The 17957-nt window shown below is 33.7% G+C and carries 18 protein-coding genes, 1 pseudogene and 1 riboswitch; of the genes and pseudogenes, 14 read left to right on the top strand and 5 right to left on the bottom strand.

Going from position 1 to position 17957, the window contains the following annotated elements; genetic code table 11:
* Positions 1 to 61: 61 nt before the first annotated feature.
* Together NKR74_RS08070 and NKR74_RS08075 are read right to left on the bottom strand one after the other, a co-directional pair.
* Positions 62 to 1492, bottom strand: coding sequence for an IS4 family transposase (locus NKR74_RS08070; RefSeq protein ID WP_253629174.1), 1431 nt, complete (start codon positions 1490 to 1492; stop codon positions 62 to 64).
* Positions 1493 to 1592: 100 nt separating this feature from the next.
* Positions 1593 to 2477: a PhzF family phenazine biosynthesis protein gene (locus NKR74_RS08075; protein ID WP_253629175.1), complete on the bottom strand. Its 885-nt coding sequence runs from the start codon at positions 2475 to 2477 to the stop codon at positions 1593 to 1595.
* A gap of 417 nt (positions 2478 to 2894) precedes the next feature.
* Here NKR74_RS08075 and NKR74_RS08080 point away from each other — a divergent pair, with 417 nt between their 5' ends.
* Positions 2895 to 4325, top strand: coding sequence for an IS4 family transposase (locus NKR74_RS08080; RefSeq protein WP_253628483.1), 1431 nt, complete (start codon positions 2895 to 2897; stop codon positions 4323 to 4325).
* 368 nt (positions 4326 to 4693) lie between these two features.
* Here the strand turns inward: NKR74_RS08080 and NKR74_RS08085 are convergent, their stop codons facing one another.
* Positions 4694 to 4999 carry a hypothetical protein gene (locus tag NKR74_RS08085; protein WP_253629176.1) on the bottom strand — a complete coding sequence of 102 codons (306 nt, stop codon included), beginning with the start codon at positions 4997 to 4999 and terminating at the stop codon, positions 4694 to 4696.
* A 343-nt stretch (positions 5000 to 5342) separates the two neighbouring features.
* Between NKR74_RS08085 and NKR74_RS08090 the strand changes: the two genes are divergently transcribed.
* From NKR74_RS08090 to NKR74_RS08115, 6 genes are all read left to right on the top strand, one after another.
* Positions 5343 to 5588: a hypothetical protein gene (locus tag NKR74_RS08090; RefSeq protein WP_253631105.1), complete on the top strand. Its 246-nt coding sequence runs from the start codon at positions 5343 to 5345 to the stop codon at positions 5586 to 5588.
* 171 nt (positions 5589 to 5759) lie between these two features.
* A complete protein-coding gene (locus tag NKR74_RS08095) occupies positions 5760 to 6668 on the top strand; it encodes an acyl-ACP desaturase (RefSeq protein WP_253629177.1) in 909 nt (302 codons plus the stop codon).
* 216 nt (positions 6669 to 6884) lie between these two features.
* Positions 6885 to 7346: a CarD family transcriptional regulator gene (locus tag NKR74_RS08100; RefSeq protein WP_253629178.1), complete on the top strand. Its 462-nt coding sequence runs from the start codon at positions 6885 to 6887 to the stop codon at positions 7344 to 7346.
* Between the two features lie 559 nt (positions 7347 to 7905).
* Positions 7906 to 8070, top strand: a complete 165-nt coding sequence (locus NKR74_RS08105; protein ID WP_253629179.1) for a BC1881 family protein — start codon at positions 7906 to 7908, stop codon at positions 8068 to 8070.
* A 279-nt stretch (positions 8071 to 8349) separates the two neighbouring features.
* The gene (locus NKR74_RS08110; RefSeq protein ID WP_253629180.1) at positions 8350 to 8583 is read left to right on the top strand and encodes a hypothetical protein; all 234 of its coding nucleotides are present in this window, start codon (positions 8350 to 8352) and stop codon (positions 8581 to 8583) included.
* A 239-nt stretch (positions 8584 to 8822) separates the two neighbouring features.
* Positions 8823 to 9056, top strand: coding sequence for a YuzF family protein (locus tag NKR74_RS08115; RefSeq protein WP_026591141.1), 234 nt, complete (start codon positions 8823 to 8825; stop codon positions 9054 to 9056).
* A 67-nt stretch (positions 9057 to 9123) separates the two neighbouring features.
* Here the strand turns inward: NKR74_RS08115 and NKR74_RS08120 are convergent, their stop codons facing one another.
* Positions 9124 to 9399, bottom strand: coding sequence for a hypothetical protein (locus tag NKR74_RS08120; RefSeq protein ID WP_253629181.1), 276 nt, complete (start codon positions 9397 to 9399; stop codon positions 9124 to 9126).
* A gap of 565 nt (positions 9400 to 9964) precedes the next feature.
* Positions 9965 to 10623 (bottom strand): annotated as a pseudogene (locus tag NKR74_RS08125) (CatB-related O-acetyltransferase).
* Positions 10624 to 10997: 374 nt separating this feature from the next.
* Between NKR74_RS08125 and NKR74_RS08130 the strand changes: the two are divergent.
* From NKR74_RS08130 to NKR74_RS08160, 7 genes are all read left to right on the top strand, one after another.
* Positions 10998 to 11321, top strand: coding sequence for a transposase (locus tag NKR74_RS08130; RefSeq protein WP_230577079.1), 324 nt, complete (start codon positions 10998 to 11000; stop codon positions 11319 to 11321).
* Positions 11318 to 12193: an IS3 family transposase gene (locus tag NKR74_RS08135; protein ID WP_253631106.1), complete on the top strand. Its 876-nt coding sequence runs from the start codon at positions 11318 to 11320 to the stop codon at positions 12191 to 12193. The genes NKR74_RS08130 and NKR74_RS08135 overlap by 4 nt, the downstream gene beginning before the upstream one ends.
* An 817-nt stretch (positions 12194 to 13010) precedes the next feature.
* Positions 13011 to 13775: a DUF2087 domain-containing protein gene (locus tag NKR74_RS08140; protein ID WP_253629182.1), complete on the top strand. Its 765-nt coding sequence runs from the start codon at positions 13011 to 13013 to the stop codon at positions 13773 to 13775.
* Positions 13776 to 13810: 35 nt separating this feature from the next.
* Positions 13811 to 14167 carry a GIY-YIG nuclease family protein gene (locus tag NKR74_RS08145; RefSeq protein ID WP_253629183.1) on the top strand — a complete coding sequence of 119 codons (357 nt, stop codon included), beginning with the start codon at positions 13811 to 13813 and terminating at the stop codon, positions 14165 to 14167.
* A 63-nt stretch (positions 14168 to 14230) separates the two neighbouring features.
* Positions 14231 to 15559 carry an MATE family efflux transporter gene (locus NKR74_RS08150; RefSeq protein ID WP_253631107.1) on the top strand — a complete coding sequence of 443 codons (1329 nt, stop codon included), beginning with the start codon at positions 14231 to 14233 and terminating at the stop codon, positions 15557 to 15559.
* Positions 15560 to 15747: 188 nt separating this feature from the next.
* Complete coding sequence (gene bcbE / locus NKR74_RS08155) at positions 15748 to 16977, top strand: bacillibactin exporter BcbE (protein WP_253629184.1); 1230 nt, start codon at positions 15748 to 15750, stop codon at positions 16975 to 16977.
* Between the two features lie 222 nt (positions 16978 to 17199).
* Positions 17200 to 17631 carry a DUF3995 domain-containing protein gene (locus tag NKR74_RS08160; protein WP_253629185.1) on the top strand — a complete coding sequence of 144 codons (432 nt, stop codon included), beginning with the start codon at positions 17200 to 17202 and terminating at the stop codon, positions 17629 to 17631.
* 132 nt (positions 17632 to 17763) lie between these two features.
* A riboswitch (cyclic di-AMP (ydaO/yuaA leader) is annotated at positions 17764 to 17903 on the top strand.
* Positions 17904 to 17957: the final 54 nt, after the last annotated feature.

Genomic DNA, 17957 nt, shown 5'->3' on the forward strand with positions numbered 1-17957 from the left:
AGTGTAAGTTCTTTAAAAATTTGCATACCAAATAAACCCTATCGGGGTTCAAATTTTTAGATTACGCTACATGATTGTGAGAAATAGAAAAATTGTACACGACGCCTAAGATATCAAAGACTGTTTTCTTCTCATACCTATGGGATTTTCGTCCATTTTTCTGTAAGAGATTAAACAGCCGTGACAATATCTTTGTTAATTCTTGGGTGTCTTTTTGTAGAGATTGATAAATAAGTGGAAAATAATCTTTTATCATATAAATCGCTTTATATTCGCTTAATTCTCGTTTCTTCTTGATGAGGAGTAGTTGGCGCATTTGAAACATGGTGGAGGAACAAAGAAGGATACTTATTAATTGTCCGTATAAGTGACATTCTAGTCGTTCTAATTTTACAGAATTACATTGATGAATACGAAAAAATGATTTCCATGTTTTAAAGATAAGTTCAATTTGCCATCGTAAGGAGTAAAAATCATATACTTGCTCCTTTGGTAGATATTCCAAAGGAATATTTGTAACGTAAAAGTTAATTGCACTAAGCCGCTTACTGCGTTCTTTATAGGTAATTTGCTTCTTATGTTCTTTAGATGCTAAATCCTTTTGTCTCCGTTTCATTTGTGTTTCAGTTAATTTATACAGAATGAGTCTTGCAGGAAGCTTTTGATACATTCCAATATAAATCTCAGGAATTTCATATGTTTCTCCTGACTGTAATTGGTCAATGAATTGCTCCATATCTAACTGGATGTACTCAGAGTGCTTTTTTATGGTTCCATTTTGAAAGTATTCAGGCTCTTTATTCTTCTGATATATACGTGTATTGAGCTTTAATCTTGAAATAAAATAAGCATTACATTCTTCTATAGTATGTAAGTCTTTTAAGTCGAAGTATCCTAAATCACGTATACATACATCGTTCGGTTGAAGGGACGTTAAACAAGTAGAACCATACGTTTTATCATTGTGCTTTCCTGATCCTACATGAACATGTAGAAACTGACCACTTAGTAAATCATACTCTAGTTGAATTTTCACACCAGCATTTTGACCACTACCGCCTGAACCTTGATATGTAGAAGTGAATTTATCCGGAATCTGAAAATGTGTAGAATCCAATACACGAATACGCCGAAAATAGTTTGTATACAAAGTTGGAATCTTGTTAGAAGAACAAAATTGTTGGTGAAGTAAATGTGCTAAGAGTTGTTGTAAAAACTGCACAGCCTGGGAATTAAAGCGCCGATTGAGTCCTTCTGGACTCATGGAAATACCTGTATTAGCTTCTAATCGACTACATAGTTGTGTCAATGAAGTATTCGCTATGTTTTGGCTTAACCAGACACACAGAGCAACTAAATCTTGTGCACGATATTTGCTTTTTCGTTGGACAAATCCTATTTCTCTAGCTAACTGTTCTAAAGCATACGATGACATATATCGTTGCAATTCTTCAGAAAACAATTCTAGTTCATCAGAAATCGATAAATTCATACCAAAAACGCCATCCTTTCTGTATATTTCTACAAAAAGAATAGCGTTTTTGGGGAATTATAGATATAAATTCATCTCAGATTGATGTCCCTACTATAAATTAAATAAAGAACTTACCCTCAACCACTTTTTTACCAGTACCACCTATATAAAGTTCTATATCTTTATCTTTTTTAGATATAAACAATTCTATTAAACAAGGCATTTTTACAATCGTACCTTGCTCAGCCCGAAGGTGAATACACTTTTGTTTATCATAATAATTCTTGGCAAGATATGCTCCAACAGCAGCGTTCCCCATTCCACAAGCAGGATCTTCCATGCCTTCTCTGGGGCACAGATTTCTAGTGTGAAAATCAAAATCCTCTCCATAAGTATCAAATGTGAATATTTGCACTTCACGAACATCAAAATTCTCACACAACTCTTGTAACAATTGAACATCGCGTTTAACTGACATTAATACACTTAAAGAATTTACTGCTATCACTAAATATTTCACGCCTAAATCAATCGTTTGAATTGGAAGATTGAAAGCAATATCTGCTTCATTAATTCCCAAAGTATTGGCGATTGTCTTTTTGTTTATTATTGGTGAAATGAACTTAGGAGAGCTTTGCTTCATTTTTACAAGCACTTGATTTCTAACATTTTCAATAATAACTTCACGTATTCCATTTTGAGTTTCAATTTGATATATTTTCTTTTTACTGGGATCAATTTTCTTGGAATTTACTAGTGCCATAAATGCTGCTATTGTTGGATGTCCAGCAAGCGATACTTCTTTATTAGGAGTAAAATAACGAAATAGGAAATCCGCATTATAAGAGGGATAGACAAATACTGTCTCCACAAGGTTTATCTGTTTAGCAATGTTTTGCAAAATATTATTATCTAAACCACTGGGATCAAAAAAAACAGCAGCGGGATTTCCAGTTAAATTTTCACCAGAAAAGCTATTGATTACCATAAATTCTTTTTCCAACTTAATTCTATACCTCCAATATTCAATCTATGTAACTAATTTTAATATAAACTAATTCCTATTTTAATGGTCTAAATTCTTGTAAAGAATTTTCTAAACTTGCGTGTGCTAGTAGGATTATAAAATTTTCGTTTTGGGGAAGAATGGATTTCTTAAGTTGATGGGCATGGGGTCCCGCCAACCAAATGACATAAAACCCACGTTAATACATTTTTTTGGAAGTTGAAACCTTGATTTCCGTACGCTAAGGGTTTTCTATGCTATAAAAAGACAATAAATAACCTGGATTATTTCGTAACAAAAAGGGTATTTAGGGGTGTCGCCACACATCCATCAACTTAAGGATTTAGACTATTTTTGAAGCTAAAAGCACGTTACTATTCTCTTATGTTAATGAGAAAGGGTGACGTGCTTTTTATGAATATGCACCAAAAACAAGAGTTATCTTTATTTGCCGAAGAGTTATATCGATATATGTCTCCCGCTACACTTAATCAATTAGCTATAGAAGCAGGCGGAATGAAACGAAAACGTAAGTGCCACGGGCACCATTTCTTATCTTTGTGTGTATGGTTAAATCAACAAATCGCTACTACCTCTCTTACTCAACTTTGTAGTCAATTAGAAACTTCAACAGGAATTTTATTAAGTCCTGAGGGACTTAATCGACGATTTAACTCGGCTTCTGTAGCCTTTTTTCGAACTGTATTTACTACACTTCTACAAGCTAAAATTGGAGGGTTATCTAAGATTTCTCATTCTCTTTCTGCTTACTTTGAGCGTATTCGTATCCTTGATTCTACAACCTTTCAAGTTCCAGATCGATTCGCATCTACTTATCCTGGTGCCGGAGGATGTAGTCATAAAGCTGGTGTAAAAATCCAACTAGAGTATGACTTGTTGAGTGGAGAATTTTCTGATGTGAAAATTGAACCAGGAAAACGAAGTGATCAGGCGTATGGTGCGACTCGAACAGGCATGATACAAAAGAATGAGCTGTATATTCGTGACTTAGGATATTTTCGTCTACAAGACTTTAAGTCTATTCAAGACAAGCAGGGGTATTATTTATCCCGTCTTAAGTTACCAACTAAAATATATAGAAAAGAGTTCGAAACAGTGGTATTTAAAACAAAATCCTCTCAATTGAAACCGGTATATATACAAATTCATTTAGAAGACATTATGAAACAACTACAACCTGGCCAAGTGTATGAATTACACGATGTATATGTAGGGAGTAAAGACAAACTGCCTACTCGTATTGTAGTTTATAGGTGTACCGAGGAGCAAAAACAGAAACGCCTACGTGACCGAGCTATTCGCGAAAAGAAAAAAGGAATTACATATACAGAGCGCACGAAGCTTTTACAAGGTATTACGGTATATATGACAAACATTCCTACGGAATGGGTTCCAAAAGAGAAAATCTATGATTTATATTCATTACGTTGGCAAATTGAGCTGTTATTTAAAATATGGAAATCTTGGTTTCAAATTCATCGTTGTAAATCTATTAAACAAGAGCGATTAGAATGTCATCTTTATGGGCAACTCATTAGTATTCTATTATGTTCTTCTACTATGTTTAAAATGCGAGAACTCCTATTACGTAAGAAACAGAAAGAGCTAAGTGAATATAAAGCGATGTACATAATTAAGGATTATTTTTTACTTTTTTACCAAGCATTACACAAAAACACCCAAGAATTATCAAAGGTTCTCCTTCGTCTGTTTAACCTCCTACAGCACAACGGACGAAAATCTCATCGATACGAGAAAAAGACAGTCTTTGATATTTTGGGTGTTGTTTATGAGTATACCACTTCTACTCATCAGGTAGCATAGTAAAAAAATTGAAACCCGTCAGGGTTTATTTGATATGCCCACTTTTATAAAATCTACAAAAGATAATAAAAAACTGTATGGAAAGACCGCATTTTGTTTGAAAATATACCTTAAGTTGATGGATGTGGGGTGTCGCCACATATCCATCAACTTAAGAATTTTATAACGCCCCCAAAACAAAAAATTGTACATTTTTACCTAGAGATGTCAAATTTCTCGTTTTGGGGGTATTTGCTTTTCTTAGCTTGATGGGCATGGGGTACCGCCAGCATTTTGGAAAAAAAACACGCTAAGCAAAAAATACAATAAGCTGCCCATATGGACAGCTCATTTACATAATTATCGTTAGAGAAAGTCATTTTAAAATTCTATGTATCGATTTTTTCTTTGCTCTTGCGGATAAATCTCCAAAAAGCCACAAGTAGTATGAGGAGCGGTATTGCCTGAATGAAGAGAAATCCTTTCAAAAAATCAAGTTCAGTACTGTCTGGAGGGGCTGTTGCCATCCCACCTATAAAAACAGCCACTGGACTTGTGAGTAGATTCACCCCTAAACCGACCATTATGAATGATAGATTTTTAGCCTTAATTTTTGGTGAATCAGACTTGAAGAATAAGAATATTGCAGTGCCGAATATAAGAAACAGTATTCCATAAAAATTAATATATCCCATAATATCCCTCCATCACTCTAATTGTAGCATCAGCAAGGACAATTTTGTGCAAATTTGGATGAATAGGATATTCATATAAATTTGACATAATGTCTCATTATCAGTAGTCAACAATGGATAGAATTTTCGTTATGGGGGATTTTGATTTTTTAGGTTGATGGGCATGGGGTATCGCCAAAGGCAATTTTACATGCTGTAAGAAATGGTAAAGCTGTTAAGCAAAGCGGTGGTAGAACTAAATATACGAGTAAACAGGCTGTAGTTGTTTTAAATAAAAAAGGTAAGATAATTACAACTTTTGCTAGAGGTTCAGCATACAAAAGGAAAGGAAAAAAGTAAAAAAATGTTTCAATTAAATGAAGAAATACAAAATCTATTAAAACAAACATTAAAATCTCAAAATAGAAGGCTTTTATGGGCAGAGAATTGCAAAGATTTGAGTATCTTTACAATTGAACAGATACACGAACTGCAAGATATTCTAGCAGATGAATTAATTGAAAAAGGGTTTGATGAAGAAGATAATATAAACAATCTTGGAAAAGAATTAGAGGAATTAATTAATATACTAGGAGATTTTCTACCATAACATTGATTAAAACTTTGTAAGTAAACAAGAAATTCAGTGGTTCTGGTGCAAAATTTGTTATGTTTGACTTAAAAAAAGGAAAGTAATATTTATTTGAAGAAAATTTTAATAGATAAAAACGAATGTAAATATAGAATGACTATCTATGATAAGAAAAGGAGGCACTTACATATGCTAACAAATGATTTAAATTTCCGATTAGAACCACGCTTAAAAGAAATGTATGAACAACATAAAATAAGAGCACAGAAGATAGATTGGGGTTATCATGAGTTTTTACCATGGGATAAGGGGATGGACTTTAAAAGAGTTCCTTGGGATGAAAGTCAAGTTACTCTTCCTTCTGGTGTAATTACGGCCATTGAAACAGCTTTATTAACAGAAGTGAATTTACCATGGTTTACAACGTATTTATCTGCAACTTTTAAAGGGTCCCTTTCTGTTATTACGGACTTTATTCATACTTGGACTTCAGAAGAGGATCAACATTCGAATTTGTTGGAGACATATTTACTACTTACTCGAAGCGTGAACCCTAAACGATTACATGAATTAAGAAAGTCAGTCGTTGAAGGTGGATTTGAGCCTGATTTTCACACGCCAATCGAGGCCATGACGTATACGACGCTACAAGAACTTGCAACGATGGTGTTTTACAATAATGTAGCTAAGGTTGCAAGTAAGCATGATCCAGATCTTGCTACATTATTACGCCGTCTTGCAAAAGATGAAACTCTTCATTATGCATTTTATCGAGACGTCATTCGAACACATTTGGAATTGGAACCTAATTATTGCTATCATATAGCCAATGTGATTATGAATTTTAAAATGCCAGGTGCCGTCATGCCTGATTTTGAAAATAGAATGGCTGTAATTGCAAAAGAAGCTAACTATGGGCCGCTGCAATATTTTGATCAAGTACTTGATGTAATAGTTGATTATTGGGGGTTAAAAGACTTACGACCAATTGCACCTCTAGCTGAAAAAGCAAGAATTGAGATTTTGGAGTACCAAACAAGATTGAAAAAAATACGGGATCGATTTGGTCGTTTTCAAGGGAAAACTAATCTACGTTAATGAGTAGCGGTTTCAGAATATGCGCGGGGAAATTCCCCTTCCCTTTATTAGAAATCTGGCACACTCCCTATTCTTTTGGTGCTGTTTTTATTTAATTTGATTTTTAAAGAAAAAATAGTTGACACTAAAAATAATTTTATGATATTATGAAATATTTGATAAAAAACAACATATATGTTAAGCTTAAGAAGGTTACCATATATGGAGGTGGATTATATGTTTCAAATTGGCGATAACATTGTTTATCCAATGCACGGAGCAGGTATAATTGAAGCTATAGAAGAAAAAGAATTCTCAGGGAAAAAGCAACAGTATTATGTCATAAAAATGTCAATCAGTAATATGCAAGTCATGATTCCTACGGGTAAAATAGTGAGTTCGAATATACGCCCAGTTACTGATATACTTGCATTAAAGCACATTATACACATTTTTCAGCATGGAGAATCAGATAGATTACTGCCGTGGAAACAAAGGTATAAAGTGAACACGGACAAAATAAAAACGGGTGAAATACAAGAAGGTGCTGAAGTTGTACGTGATTTAATGCGTATGAAGAAAGAAAAAGCACTTAATGAAAGCGAAAAAAAAATGTTGGATAACGCACATGAATTTTTGATTAGTGAACTGAGATTAATTAAAGGAATCACTGAAAATCAAATAAAAAGTTTCTGTTAAGGTTAATTATAAATAATGTATTACATCCCCCGAAAATATCCTGAGTTTTTCGGGAATATGATGATTATTAAAAGTAAATCATTTCAAAGACATTCAACTTCTTCAGCTCACTTTTAGAGTAGGAACCTCTTTTGTTAATACTTCAACCTAATCCATTTTTATTATAAAATTTCTTTTACGAACGTTCGAAGTTTCATCAAATAACTCGATTAAATAGTCACTTGATTTTTGTACTCCTGATTCACACTGGCACGGACAAGGAGCCGTAAGGATGAAAGAGAGGTAGGGCTTTCATTGTTTTAGGTAATATACTATCTAAGTCATTATTTCTAGAAGAAAAAACAATCAATCGCATTTCTATCTTTAAGAATTTTTTTACAATTACTGAGACAATGAATAGTAATTATTTATCTTCTTTTCATAAGAGAGATGCGCGAGTTGGTAACATCTAAATATATGGTCAACGATAAAAAATGATGGGATTTCTAGAACTAGAACCCATTTTTACAATTTATTTAACATAATAAGATTAAATAGAACAATAAGAAGGAGTGAAGATATGAAACGCATGCCAACGCAAGAATTAAGTAACGAGTTAAAGAAGCGGAAAGGAATTACTTCTATTAAGATTGAGTCTTATGAAAAAATTGAAGTTGGTGGAATTCTTGTAAATGGACCGGCTGTTATTTTAATTAATCAAGAATACCTAAAAATTGTTGAATGAACGAAGAAAAGGATGATCCTTTACAAAAAGGGATGATCCTTTTTGTTTGTTGCAGCTAATATGGGATATACATAACTTTTATCTGATGTGTTGGGGTTAAAAGGAAGGAGAGGGTCAGGATTATCATGGTGGAAAGCTTAATATTGGTAGGATTTCTTTTTACGTTATATAAATTAGTTGATAAAAAAACAAACTAATTATTTAAAACGATAGATTGTTTCCTTTTTAAGGGCGAGATTTATTTGAGAGTGAAATGGATCATTTAAAGGAGGAATTTAGATGGATGCAAGGAAAGAACGCATAAAATACGAGAAGATGTCAAAGAATTATAATCGTATTTATTTAGTTTCGTTTATCCTATTAATTGTACTTGTTTATAGTAGTGTGATTATCATAGGAGCTACAGGGGGAAAATATGGAGTGTTTTTATTGTTAGCAATTTTACTTAACGCACGTATTACGAAAGAATCTCAAAAAAAGTATGAGCGCTATTCTAATAAAGGGCGTATTTAAAATGATACATATCCTAAAAGGAACAACCTAGGTGTACATTTAAAATATCCCTATATCATCTCCTATTAACTAGTAAAAGTAACTTTATATAAATCATTTTTTTAGCAATGTAGAAATAGAAACCTTACCTTATTAAAATGTTATTTCCGTTCCTACAATGAATTATCCTTCTAGCATATTGATAAGATTTATATCATATATTAGGAGAAAGAATGCAAGTTAGAAAGGAGTCTTATAGAATGAGTTATTCGGAAGGAAATAACTTGAGTGAACAACATATGGTAAGTGCACCCAATCCCTACGTATATCAGACATTACAATCAGTAATTGGTAAACATGTGGTTATTGAAACTGTAAGAGGTAATGTAAGAGGAAAGTTAAAAGATGTGAAACCAGATCATTTGCTCATTGAAGATACGATGCCATATATTGTACGCATTCAACAAATTGTATGGATTATGCCAAAACAATAATCAAATTATATCTAATCAGATTTATAAAAAATTAGTGACATAGTCCACCAAGTAAAAACACAGGGTTTTATCTCTGTGTTTCTTCAAATTTCCGTTTTTGAATATATGCTTGAGCATGAATAAGTTCTTCCTGAAGCTCTTTTAATTCTTTCGTTGATTCTGATTCAACGGCCATATAAGTAGTAACTAAACTGATCATCATATCCATCTTCTCTACTATATTTTGAATGACTTGTTCAGATTGGTCTTTTTGAGGGTGTTGTATTGCTATTAATACATTTTCTATATAATTGTTCTTTCTTTGCTGGATATCATAAATAAACTGTTTTGTGTTTGAGTTCATTTGTTATTCCTCCGTTTTGGATATACTTGTATTCTATCATATTTGAGTGGAAAATATTAGATTCTCCTAAATTTACACCTGTCTCGTACATCTCCTCGAATAGGCGTACCGCCAACATTTTAACGAAAATATACGCTAAGCAAAATTAGACATGAGAAAACGTTGATTTTACTACTCTAAGGTACTCACCAATTCCCAAAAACGTAGATATTTGAGATTAATGGATTTCAATGTAAAAGGTGCTGAAAAGATCCTAAATAACGACTTAAAACTCATCTTTAAATCAAAATCTCAATTCAAACCGTGTTATTGAGTTTTGAGAATCCTTTAGCGTATAAAAACGTTAAAATGTGCGTGCTACCCCATGCCTATCAACTTAAGAAAATTAAACACCCCAAAAACGAAAAAAAGCTGACTTCTCAAATAACTAACTGTAGAAAAAGGAAATTTTTATTTTGGGGGTACTTTAAAATCTTAGGTTGATAGCGATGTGGTGGGACCCCAATAAAGAAATAATATATGCAAAAAACTACATTCTATGTAGAATGTAGTTTTTTTAACTAGGCTATTTTTTCTTTACTTCACTGTTATAAAAATCATATAACTGTTCAATGGATGAACTGGACAACAGAGGAATCGCTCTTTCAATCAATTCTCTATCCCAATCAAACCAACGCATTTCCATTAGCTTATTAATTTCTGAATCGGAGAACCGTTTCTTTATTTCTTTTGCAGGATTACCACCAACTATTGTATACGGTGGAACGTCTTTAGAGACTACAGATCCTGCTGCAACGATTGCACCTTCACCAATTGTAACGCCAGGCATTATCATAGCATTCATACCAATCCAGGCATCGCTTTTAATGACTGTATCACCCTTTGGTTCCATTGATTGTCCTATTTGCTCAGGAAATGGATAAACTGTAACCCATTCTGGATGGTGGTTATGATTCCCCCCATTAAAATGACAACTCCACTTGCAATACAAACATAATTTCCAATAATAAGTTTATCTAAATGCCAACCATACTTCTCAATAGGATTGAACAGTTTCTGAGATTTAGCATCACCCCATAAATACCTTACACAACCATCTTCAAAATTTTGATTTCCGTAATACCCTGAATAATAGGAATACTCTCCTACTTCAATGAGTGGATTTGTCACTATATCTTTTAAATACTTTGTTTCAGACCAATGATTAAATAATGGATGATTCATAACTATATATACCTCGCTTCTAAGTATTGTAGATTCTATAACTTACTTAGAAGCTTAATCCGACAGTGACACTTTTAAACTTTCTCAAACGACGATACATTATTTTCAGCCCTTCTTTTATAGTAAAAAAATTGTAACTTAATAAATTATGTTAGTCAAATTATGAAATTAAAGGTTCTGGTGCAAAAATAAAAGAGAATAAAGCGCATATATTCCTAACGGAATCGTATCTTATGCTGCAAGTCCAAACAATTGATGGATGAATTCTTTCTGATTTTGGACAGACTGGTTGATATTATCCCCTTAAGGTAGACAGTGTAAAAAGACCATGAATACACATGGATGTTACACTTTTACTTGGAGGGGATTTTATTATGGTTAAAAAAGGGGATAAATTTCAAACTTATTCAGATGAATTAAAGATACAAGTTGTAAAAAGTTATTTAAATGGTGAGGGTAGCCAATCAGCTATAGCGAAGAAATATAAGCTTAGAAGTAGAACACAGTTAATGAATTGGGTCCGGAAATATCAAGAAACAGGCGATATTTCAGACTTGCGGGGGAAAAATGGTGGTAATAACGGCTTAAAAAACCTCTTGAAAGGTCGTTCTCGTACGAAGTTCGATAGTATAGAAGAAGAATTGGAATACTACAAGGCGCAAGTGGCTTACTTAAAAAAGCAGTATCCAAATCTATAGGAGGTGTTCTTGCTCAAACGGCTAAGTACGAGATTATTGAAGAACTACGTTCTCGGTACAAAGTAACCTGGCTTGTCGTCATTGCGCAGTTAAATCGCTCTAGCTACTATAAGTGGCGTTCAACATGTAATCAAAGGCAATTACGCCTTTCAAAGGATAATACATTGCGTGAACAGATTCAAGCAATTCACATAAAACACAAGGAATACGGTTATCCTCGCATGACAATCGCCTTACGAGAGGCCGGATTTTTCGTGAACCACAAAAAAGTATATAGACTTATGCGAGAGCTTCACATTCAATCGATCATCCGTAAAAAGCGACGCTTTTTCAAAGGGAAATCCTCAAAGATTTTCCCCAATGTAGTAGAACGGCAATTCCAAAACCGCAAACAAAATGAGGTACTTGTCACAGATATCACTTATTTGCCATTCAAAGATAAATTTCTCTATTTATCGGTCGTTCAAGACCTTTACAATAATGAAATCGTTGCTTGGAAACTCTCACATCGCAATGATTTACAACTTGTTCTAAAAACATTAGATTTAGCAACACAAAAAAGAGATGTGTATGGAACCATCATCCACTCAGATCAAGGATTCCAATATACATCTCCTGCTTATTATCGTATGCTTCAACAGCTAGGCGCCATCGGCAGCCATTCTCGCAAAGGAAACTGCCATGACAATGCTTGCATTGAATCATTCTTCTCTCATTTTAAATCTGAAATGTTTTATCTTAATGACTCTCAAACAAAGGGAGAACTAATTCAAGCAATTGAAACATACATCTATCATTATAACTACAAACGATTCCAAAAACGACTCAATCATCGAGCTCCGATCGAATATCGAATTTCGATGGCTGCATAGTCTTTTTTACAGTTGTCTACTTGACGGGGATAAGTCCATATTCATGTTATCCTCCTTTGAAGACAGTATGGAGTCAATGGGGTGCGTGATAGGGAGTGATTGTACAGCGGTTACTAGATGGACCTTACTAAAAAAATTATACCTAAAACCCCAAAAAATTGCACTGAATATTATATTACGAACGGATGCGTTAGTAATATAATTTAGAAGCTACTTTTACAGCTCTTTCGCATTTTTTAATCTTCCGCAATCGGGCGCGATTGGTGAGCAACACATGTAGAAAATGATCAAACTTTTTTATAAAATCGATACTTAAATCTGCTAGATAAGAATCCATTTTGATCAATCTTTTTCAAAATGGATTCTTTTTATTTATTGAGAAATATGGGTTTGTAAGATGTTTTTTATCAAACTTAATTTAAATGCTACAGTAAGATCCCACCTCAAGATTGAGAGATAATCGAAGAAGATAGGTGGGGGATGAAGAAAACCTCCACTGATGGAAGTTTCACTTTATTTAGGAATACATGTAACATTTATGAATCGCAAACGTTATAGTATGTGGACTAAGAGATGTGAATAATAATTATCATATCTGTTACACTTCTTTGTCTTGTATTTACATACTTAAAAAATAAATTTACTCTGCAACTGATAATAATGATGTTTGCTAAAATAGCAAACATCATTTATTTTTGTTTGGAAATGGGTAAACGATATATTGAAACGTTTATTTTTGTTGTGATATTATAAATAAAAATAAACCAAATCATAATTTGTTTGTTTTTAAAATAAACTTTTTAGGGGATTGTTTAGCATGAATGATATTTCAGAATGGTTTTGGAATGCCACGGTTGAGGAATTAAAAAAAGGATATGTATTTGAGAAGGACACTGAAGAATACGTTTGTTTAGCTTGCGGAGAAAAATTTATGAAAGGTATTATTTATCAAGAGCAAAACGTTTTTTATGAAGCAGAGAAGTTTGCACAGCTTCATATCGCAAATGAACATACTTCTATGTTCGACTATTTATTAGGGTTAGATAAGAAGTTAACAGGTTTAACAGACTTGCAAAAGAAGATGATACAGTTCTTTCATATGGGTTTAAACGATAAAGAAATTGTGAAGGAAATGGACGGTGGAAGCACATCAACAATTCGGAATCATCGTTTTACATTAAGAGAGAAGATGAAGCAAGCAAAAGTGTTTCTTGCGCTGATGGAGTTGTCAGAAGAAAAGGTAACGAATCAATCTAAATTGCTTCCTATTCACCGGACAGCTACGATGGTCGATCAACGGTATAACATTACAGAAGCGGAGAATGAAGAAGTTTTAAAATTACATTTTACAGAAGGATTAGACGGACCACTTTCTAAATTTCCGAAGAAACAAAAGCGAAAATTAATTATTTTGAAACACTTAGTGAAAAAGTTTGAGAGCAATCAAAAATATACAGAAAAAGAAGTTAATGAGATTTTAGAAAATGTATATCCTGATTATGTCACGTTAAGAAGATACTTAATTGAATATGGTTTTCTCGACAGAACAACTGATGGAAGTCAGTACTGGGTGAAATTATAGAGAACAATATAGAAAAAGTGAAAGGAGAAAGGAAATTGAATAGAAGAGAAGAATTAAAACAACTGTATAAAGAAACAGAAATAGAATCTGGGATTTACTGTATTAAGAATATGAAAAACGGAAAAGTGTATCTAGAGAGTACGAGGAATTTAAAAACGATGAGTGGAAGACGACTTTTACTTAATATGGGTTCTCATACGAATAAGGCATTGCAAGATGATTGGAAGGAATACGGAGCAGATGCTTTTGAGTTTGAAATATTAGAAGTGTTGAAAAAGAAAGATACTGGATATTTTAACGCAAAAGAAGAATTGAAGAAACTAGAAAAGAAATGGTTAGAGAATTTACAGCCATATGGAGAGCGTGGATATAACCGCGAAACATCTCGATAAAAGGGGTTATGAAATTTGAAAACAATTGAAGAAGGAACAGAAAATAAACCGATATGGCGTTCTATGTCTATGTTTCTCATTCCTTTACTGTTAAGTAATGTATTGCAGTCGCTTGGACAATTGTTTGGTATGGTAGTGGTGGGACGTTGGCTTGGCATTAATGACTTAGCTGCTATTTCGGCCTTCTTCCCGTTGTTTTTTCTACTCATTTCATTTGTAATCGGAATTGGTTCTGGTAGCTCGATTTTAATTGGTCAGGCTTTTGGGGCTCGTAATGAAGAACGTTTAAAGGCGATTGTCGGTACAACGTTGACATTTACGTTTGTACTTGGAGCAATTTTAGCGGTAGTGGGCAGTATGTTCGCAATGGATATTATGCGCCTTGTTGGTACGCCAGAAAATATCATTGATATAAGTGTTCACTATGCACGAATTTTATTTATTTTCATGCCGGTGCTGTTTTTGTATTTTGCATATACAACATTTATGCGCGGGACAGGGGACTCTAAAACACCATTTTATTTTTTAATTGTTAGTACAGGACTAAATATGGCATTATTACCTATTCTTATTTTTGGTTGGCTAGGCTTGCCGAAACTGGGTGTGTACGGCGCAGCGTATGCCTCTGTTATATCAACAATTGTTACATTTATTATTCTGTTAATTTATTTGAGAAAAACGAAACATCCATTGCAATTTGATGCAACAGTTCGAAAGTATCTTCGCATGGATGGGGACTTGTTAAAGTTATTATTACGTCTTGGCATTCCAGCAAGTATTAATATGATACTCGTTTCATTATCTGAGATTGCCGTTATTTCCTTTGTAAATCGCTTCGGATCAGACGCAACTGCGGCGTACGGAGTAGTAAACCAAGTAGCAAGTTACGTACAGATGCCAGCTGTTAGTCTTGGGATTACCGTTTCTATATTTGCAGCTCAGTCCATTGGAGCTAATCAATTTGATCGTCTGCAAAAAGTAATCCGAGCGGGACTTGTTATGAACTATGTAATTGGAGGAATATTAATCTCTTTTATTTATTTGTTTTCAAAAGAAATTTTAGCGCTCTTTTTAACGAGTCAGAGTACGATTGAGATTGCACATAGTCTCATTATGATTACGTTATGGAGTTACTTAATTTTCGGTCATGCGCAAATTATTGGTGCGACAATGCGTGCGAGTGGAACTGTATTGTGGCCCACTATTTTTGCGGTTATATCGATTTGGGGTGTGGAAGTTCCAGTGGCATACTTCCTTTCGTATCATACGAGCCTTGGGATAAAAGGAATATGGATTGGATATCCAGCTGCGTTTATTGTGAGTTTGCTTTTACAATACGGATATTACAGGTTGTCGTGGAAGAAGAAGCGGATTACGCGTCTTATTAGCTAAAGGTTTGGTATCACTTTTCTTGTTAAATAAATGAGCACTAATAGAAATAAGATACAAAAATAGTTATGTGAACAAAAGATCTCTTCTAGATTGCTTATCTGGAGGGGATTTTTATGTTTTCATGCAACATTAATGCAGGCATGGGGAATAGTAACTTTATTATGAAAAAGTAAGAGTATATTTTTGAAATGAAGTCATTAAGGGGTGAAGGTATTATAAATATGGATAAAAAAGAAAAATGGAGCTTATGGGCACTTTCATCTGTTCCTTTAGTTATGACACTTGGAAACTCCATGTTAATCCCTGTCCTTCCATTAATTGAAAAGAAATTAGATATTAATGATTTTCAAGTTTCTCTTATCATTACTGTCTATTCTATTGTCGCTATTATTTTAATTCCTATAGCTGGTTATTTATCTGATAAGTGGGGGAGAAAGAAAGTAATTATACCTAGTTTATTTATAGCAGCTATAGGGGGAGCTATTACGGGTTGGGTATCATGGAAGCTTGAAAATCCTTATACGTGGATTTTAATAGGGAGGATTATTCAAGGAATTGGCTCAGCTGGGGCAATGCCTGTTGTGATTCCTTGTGTAGGTGATATGTTTCAAGATGAAAAACAAGTGAGCAGTGGCCTAGGTCTAGTCGAAACATCAAATACATTAGGTAAGGTTTTAAGTCCAATTTTAGGGTCCTTACTAGCTTCGTTTGTTTGGTTCCTTCCTTTTTGGTTCATCCCGATTTTGTGTATAATATCCATTATTTTAATTCTCTTTTTTGTGAAGCCACCTAAACAAAAACAAGAAGCTCCTCCATTACGTATTTTTCTTCAAAATGTAAAGTTGATTTTATGTGAGAAAGGTCGTTGGCTTTTTCCAATTTTTATACTTGGAGGCATTATTATGTTCATTCTGTTTGGTATCCTTTTTTATTTATCTTCCATTTTAGAAAAGCGATATCACTTAGAGGGTGTTTGGAAAGGCTTTGTATTAGCTATTCCGTTAGCTTCACTTTCTCTTACTTCTTATATAACAGGGAAAAAAATTGGGGATAAGAAAATAATGATGAAGTGGTGTATATGTATTGGTTTTTTCTTATTAGGAATAACATTAATAACTCCGATATTCTTCAAAAACATTTACATCATTATCACGAGTCTTGTAATTAGTGGAATTGGGATTGGTGTTGCTCTTCCTAGCTTAGACGCTCTAGTAACAGAAGGAATCCAGAAGGAACAGAGAGGATCGATTACATCTCTTTATAGCTCAATGCGATTTGTAGGAGTAGCCGCAGGCCCTCCGTTGTTTGCAGTATTAATGAAAGGGCCGGATAATTATATATTTTATCTGTCAATTTTTTTAGCATTTGTAGGAGCTTTATTATCTTTACTATGCATTAAACCAAAAAACGCCCAATAAAAATACAAATTTTAAAGATTACATTTCAAAATAAAGAAGGAAGCATAAATCTTCAATTTACGTAAAGCTATGCTTCCTTTTTTAGTACATATGCTACTGATTAAAGGGTATAAATATAAAATTTACACTCGTACACATTGAACAAAACAAATAGGAGGTAAGTTGCTAGAAGTTAGAGAAATTATGGAGGAGAAAGAATGATGCAAGTAGGGAGAGGATATAATGACATCATTTTTAATCATTGTAGGCGCTTGTATCCTTGTGTTCATTAGTCTTATTCATATGTACTGGGCATGTGGTGGAACTTGGGGAAGTAAGGTTGTTCTTCCGATGAAAAAAGATAGCGGAGAGTATACTTTTGTTCCGCGGAAAATAGGGACTTTTGCAGTGGCGATTGCTATTCTATGTTTTGCTATGATTCTATTAGCTCAAAGCAGATATTTGTTTTTTTGGAATGCGAGTGATTACACAAAATGGGGATGTATGATTCTAGCGGGGATTTTCTTTTTACGTGCAGTAGGGGATATGAAGTACGTTGGGTTCTTTAAAAAGGTAAAAGGAACGAAATTTTCGATATATGATACGTTGTTATACAGTCCGCTTTGTTTGTATATTGCTCTTATTTTTGTGATGGCGGTTCTAGGTAGTGATTAGTTTGTGTGAGGAAACCTTTTATTAATAGGGTTTCTTTTTTAAAATTGATTTAATAGTCTTTCTTTTTTGTATTTTCTATCTTTACAATAAGAAGTTAGAGGAGTATATTAACAAACAAATAGCAAATTTTACAGCCAAATATCGCTTAATCCACTTAGGAGCGGGGGAACCAATTTTGTGCATTGTCACTTGGGGTGAATCCTTTTTAGGTAGGGCTACTCTCAAGGCCCGAATCCGACAGCTAACCTCGTCAGCGTTTTGAGAGGGGGGGACTTGTGTGTAAAAACACTAGGTGCAACCTAGTGTTTTCTTTTATTCTGTTAATG

This window comes from Bacillus sp. 3103sda1, from assembly GCF_024159135.1.
Taxonomy (GTDB): domain Bacteria; phylum Bacillota; class Bacilli; order Bacillales; family Bacillaceae_G; genus Bacillus_A; species Bacillus_A rhizoplanae.

Coding starts and splice junctions, on each gene's coding strand:
- NKR74_RS08150 (WP_253631107.1), top strand. CDS start 14,231: ATGTCTATGTTTCTCATTCCTTTACTGTTAAGTAATGTATTGCAGTCG.
- NKR74_RS08105 (WP_253629179.1), top strand. CDS start 7,906: ATGAAACGCATGCCAACGCAAGAATTAAGTAACGAGTTAAAGAAGCGG.
- bcbE (WP_253629184.1), top strand. CDS start 15,748: ATGAAGTCATTAAGGGGTGAAGGTATTATAAATATGGATAAAAAAGAA.
- NKR74_RS08130 (WP_230577079.1), top strand. CDS start 10,998: ATGGTTAAAAAAGGGGATAAATTTCAAACTTATTCAGATGAATTAAAG.
- NKR74_RS08090 (WP_253631105.1), top strand. CDS start 5,343: ATGTTTCAATTAAATGAAGAAATACAAAATCTATTAAAACAAACATTA.
- NKR74_RS08115 (WP_026591141.1), top strand. CDS start 8,823: ATGAGTTATTCGGAAGGAAATAACTTGAGTGAACAACATATGGTAAGT.
- NKR74_RS08070 (WP_253629174.1), bottom strand. CDS start 1,492: ATGAATTTATCGATTTCTGATGAACTAGAATTGTTTTCTGAAGAATTG.
- NKR74_RS08160 (WP_253629185.1), top strand. CDS start 17,200: ATGACATCATTTTTAATCATTGTAGGCGCTTGTATCCTTGTGTTCATT.
- NKR74_RS08085 (WP_253629176.1), bottom strand. CDS start 4,999: ATGGGATATATTAATTTTTATGGAATACTGTTTCTTATATTCGGCACT.
- NKR74_RS08110 (WP_253629180.1), top strand. CDS start 8,350: ATGGATGCAAGGAAAGAACGCATAAAATACGAGAAGATGTCAAAGAAT.
- NKR74_RS08095 (WP_253629177.1), top strand. CDS start 5,760: ATGCTAACAAATGATTTAAATTTCCGATTAGAACCACGCTTAAAAGAA.
- NKR74_RS08080 (WP_253628483.1), top strand. CDS start 2,895: ATGAATATGCACCAAAAACAAGAGTTATCTTTATTTGCCGAAGAGTTA.
- NKR74_RS08100 (WP_253629178.1), top strand. CDS start 6,885: ATGTTTCAAATTGGCGATAACATTGTTTATCCAATGCACGGAGCAGGT.
- NKR74_RS08140 (WP_253629182.1), top strand. CDS start 13,011: ATGAATGATATTTCAGAATGGTTTTGGAATGCCACGGTTGAGGAATTA.
- NKR74_RS08120 (WP_253629181.1), bottom strand. CDS start 9,399: ATGAACTCAAACACAAAACAGTTTATTTATGATATCCAGCAAAGAAAG.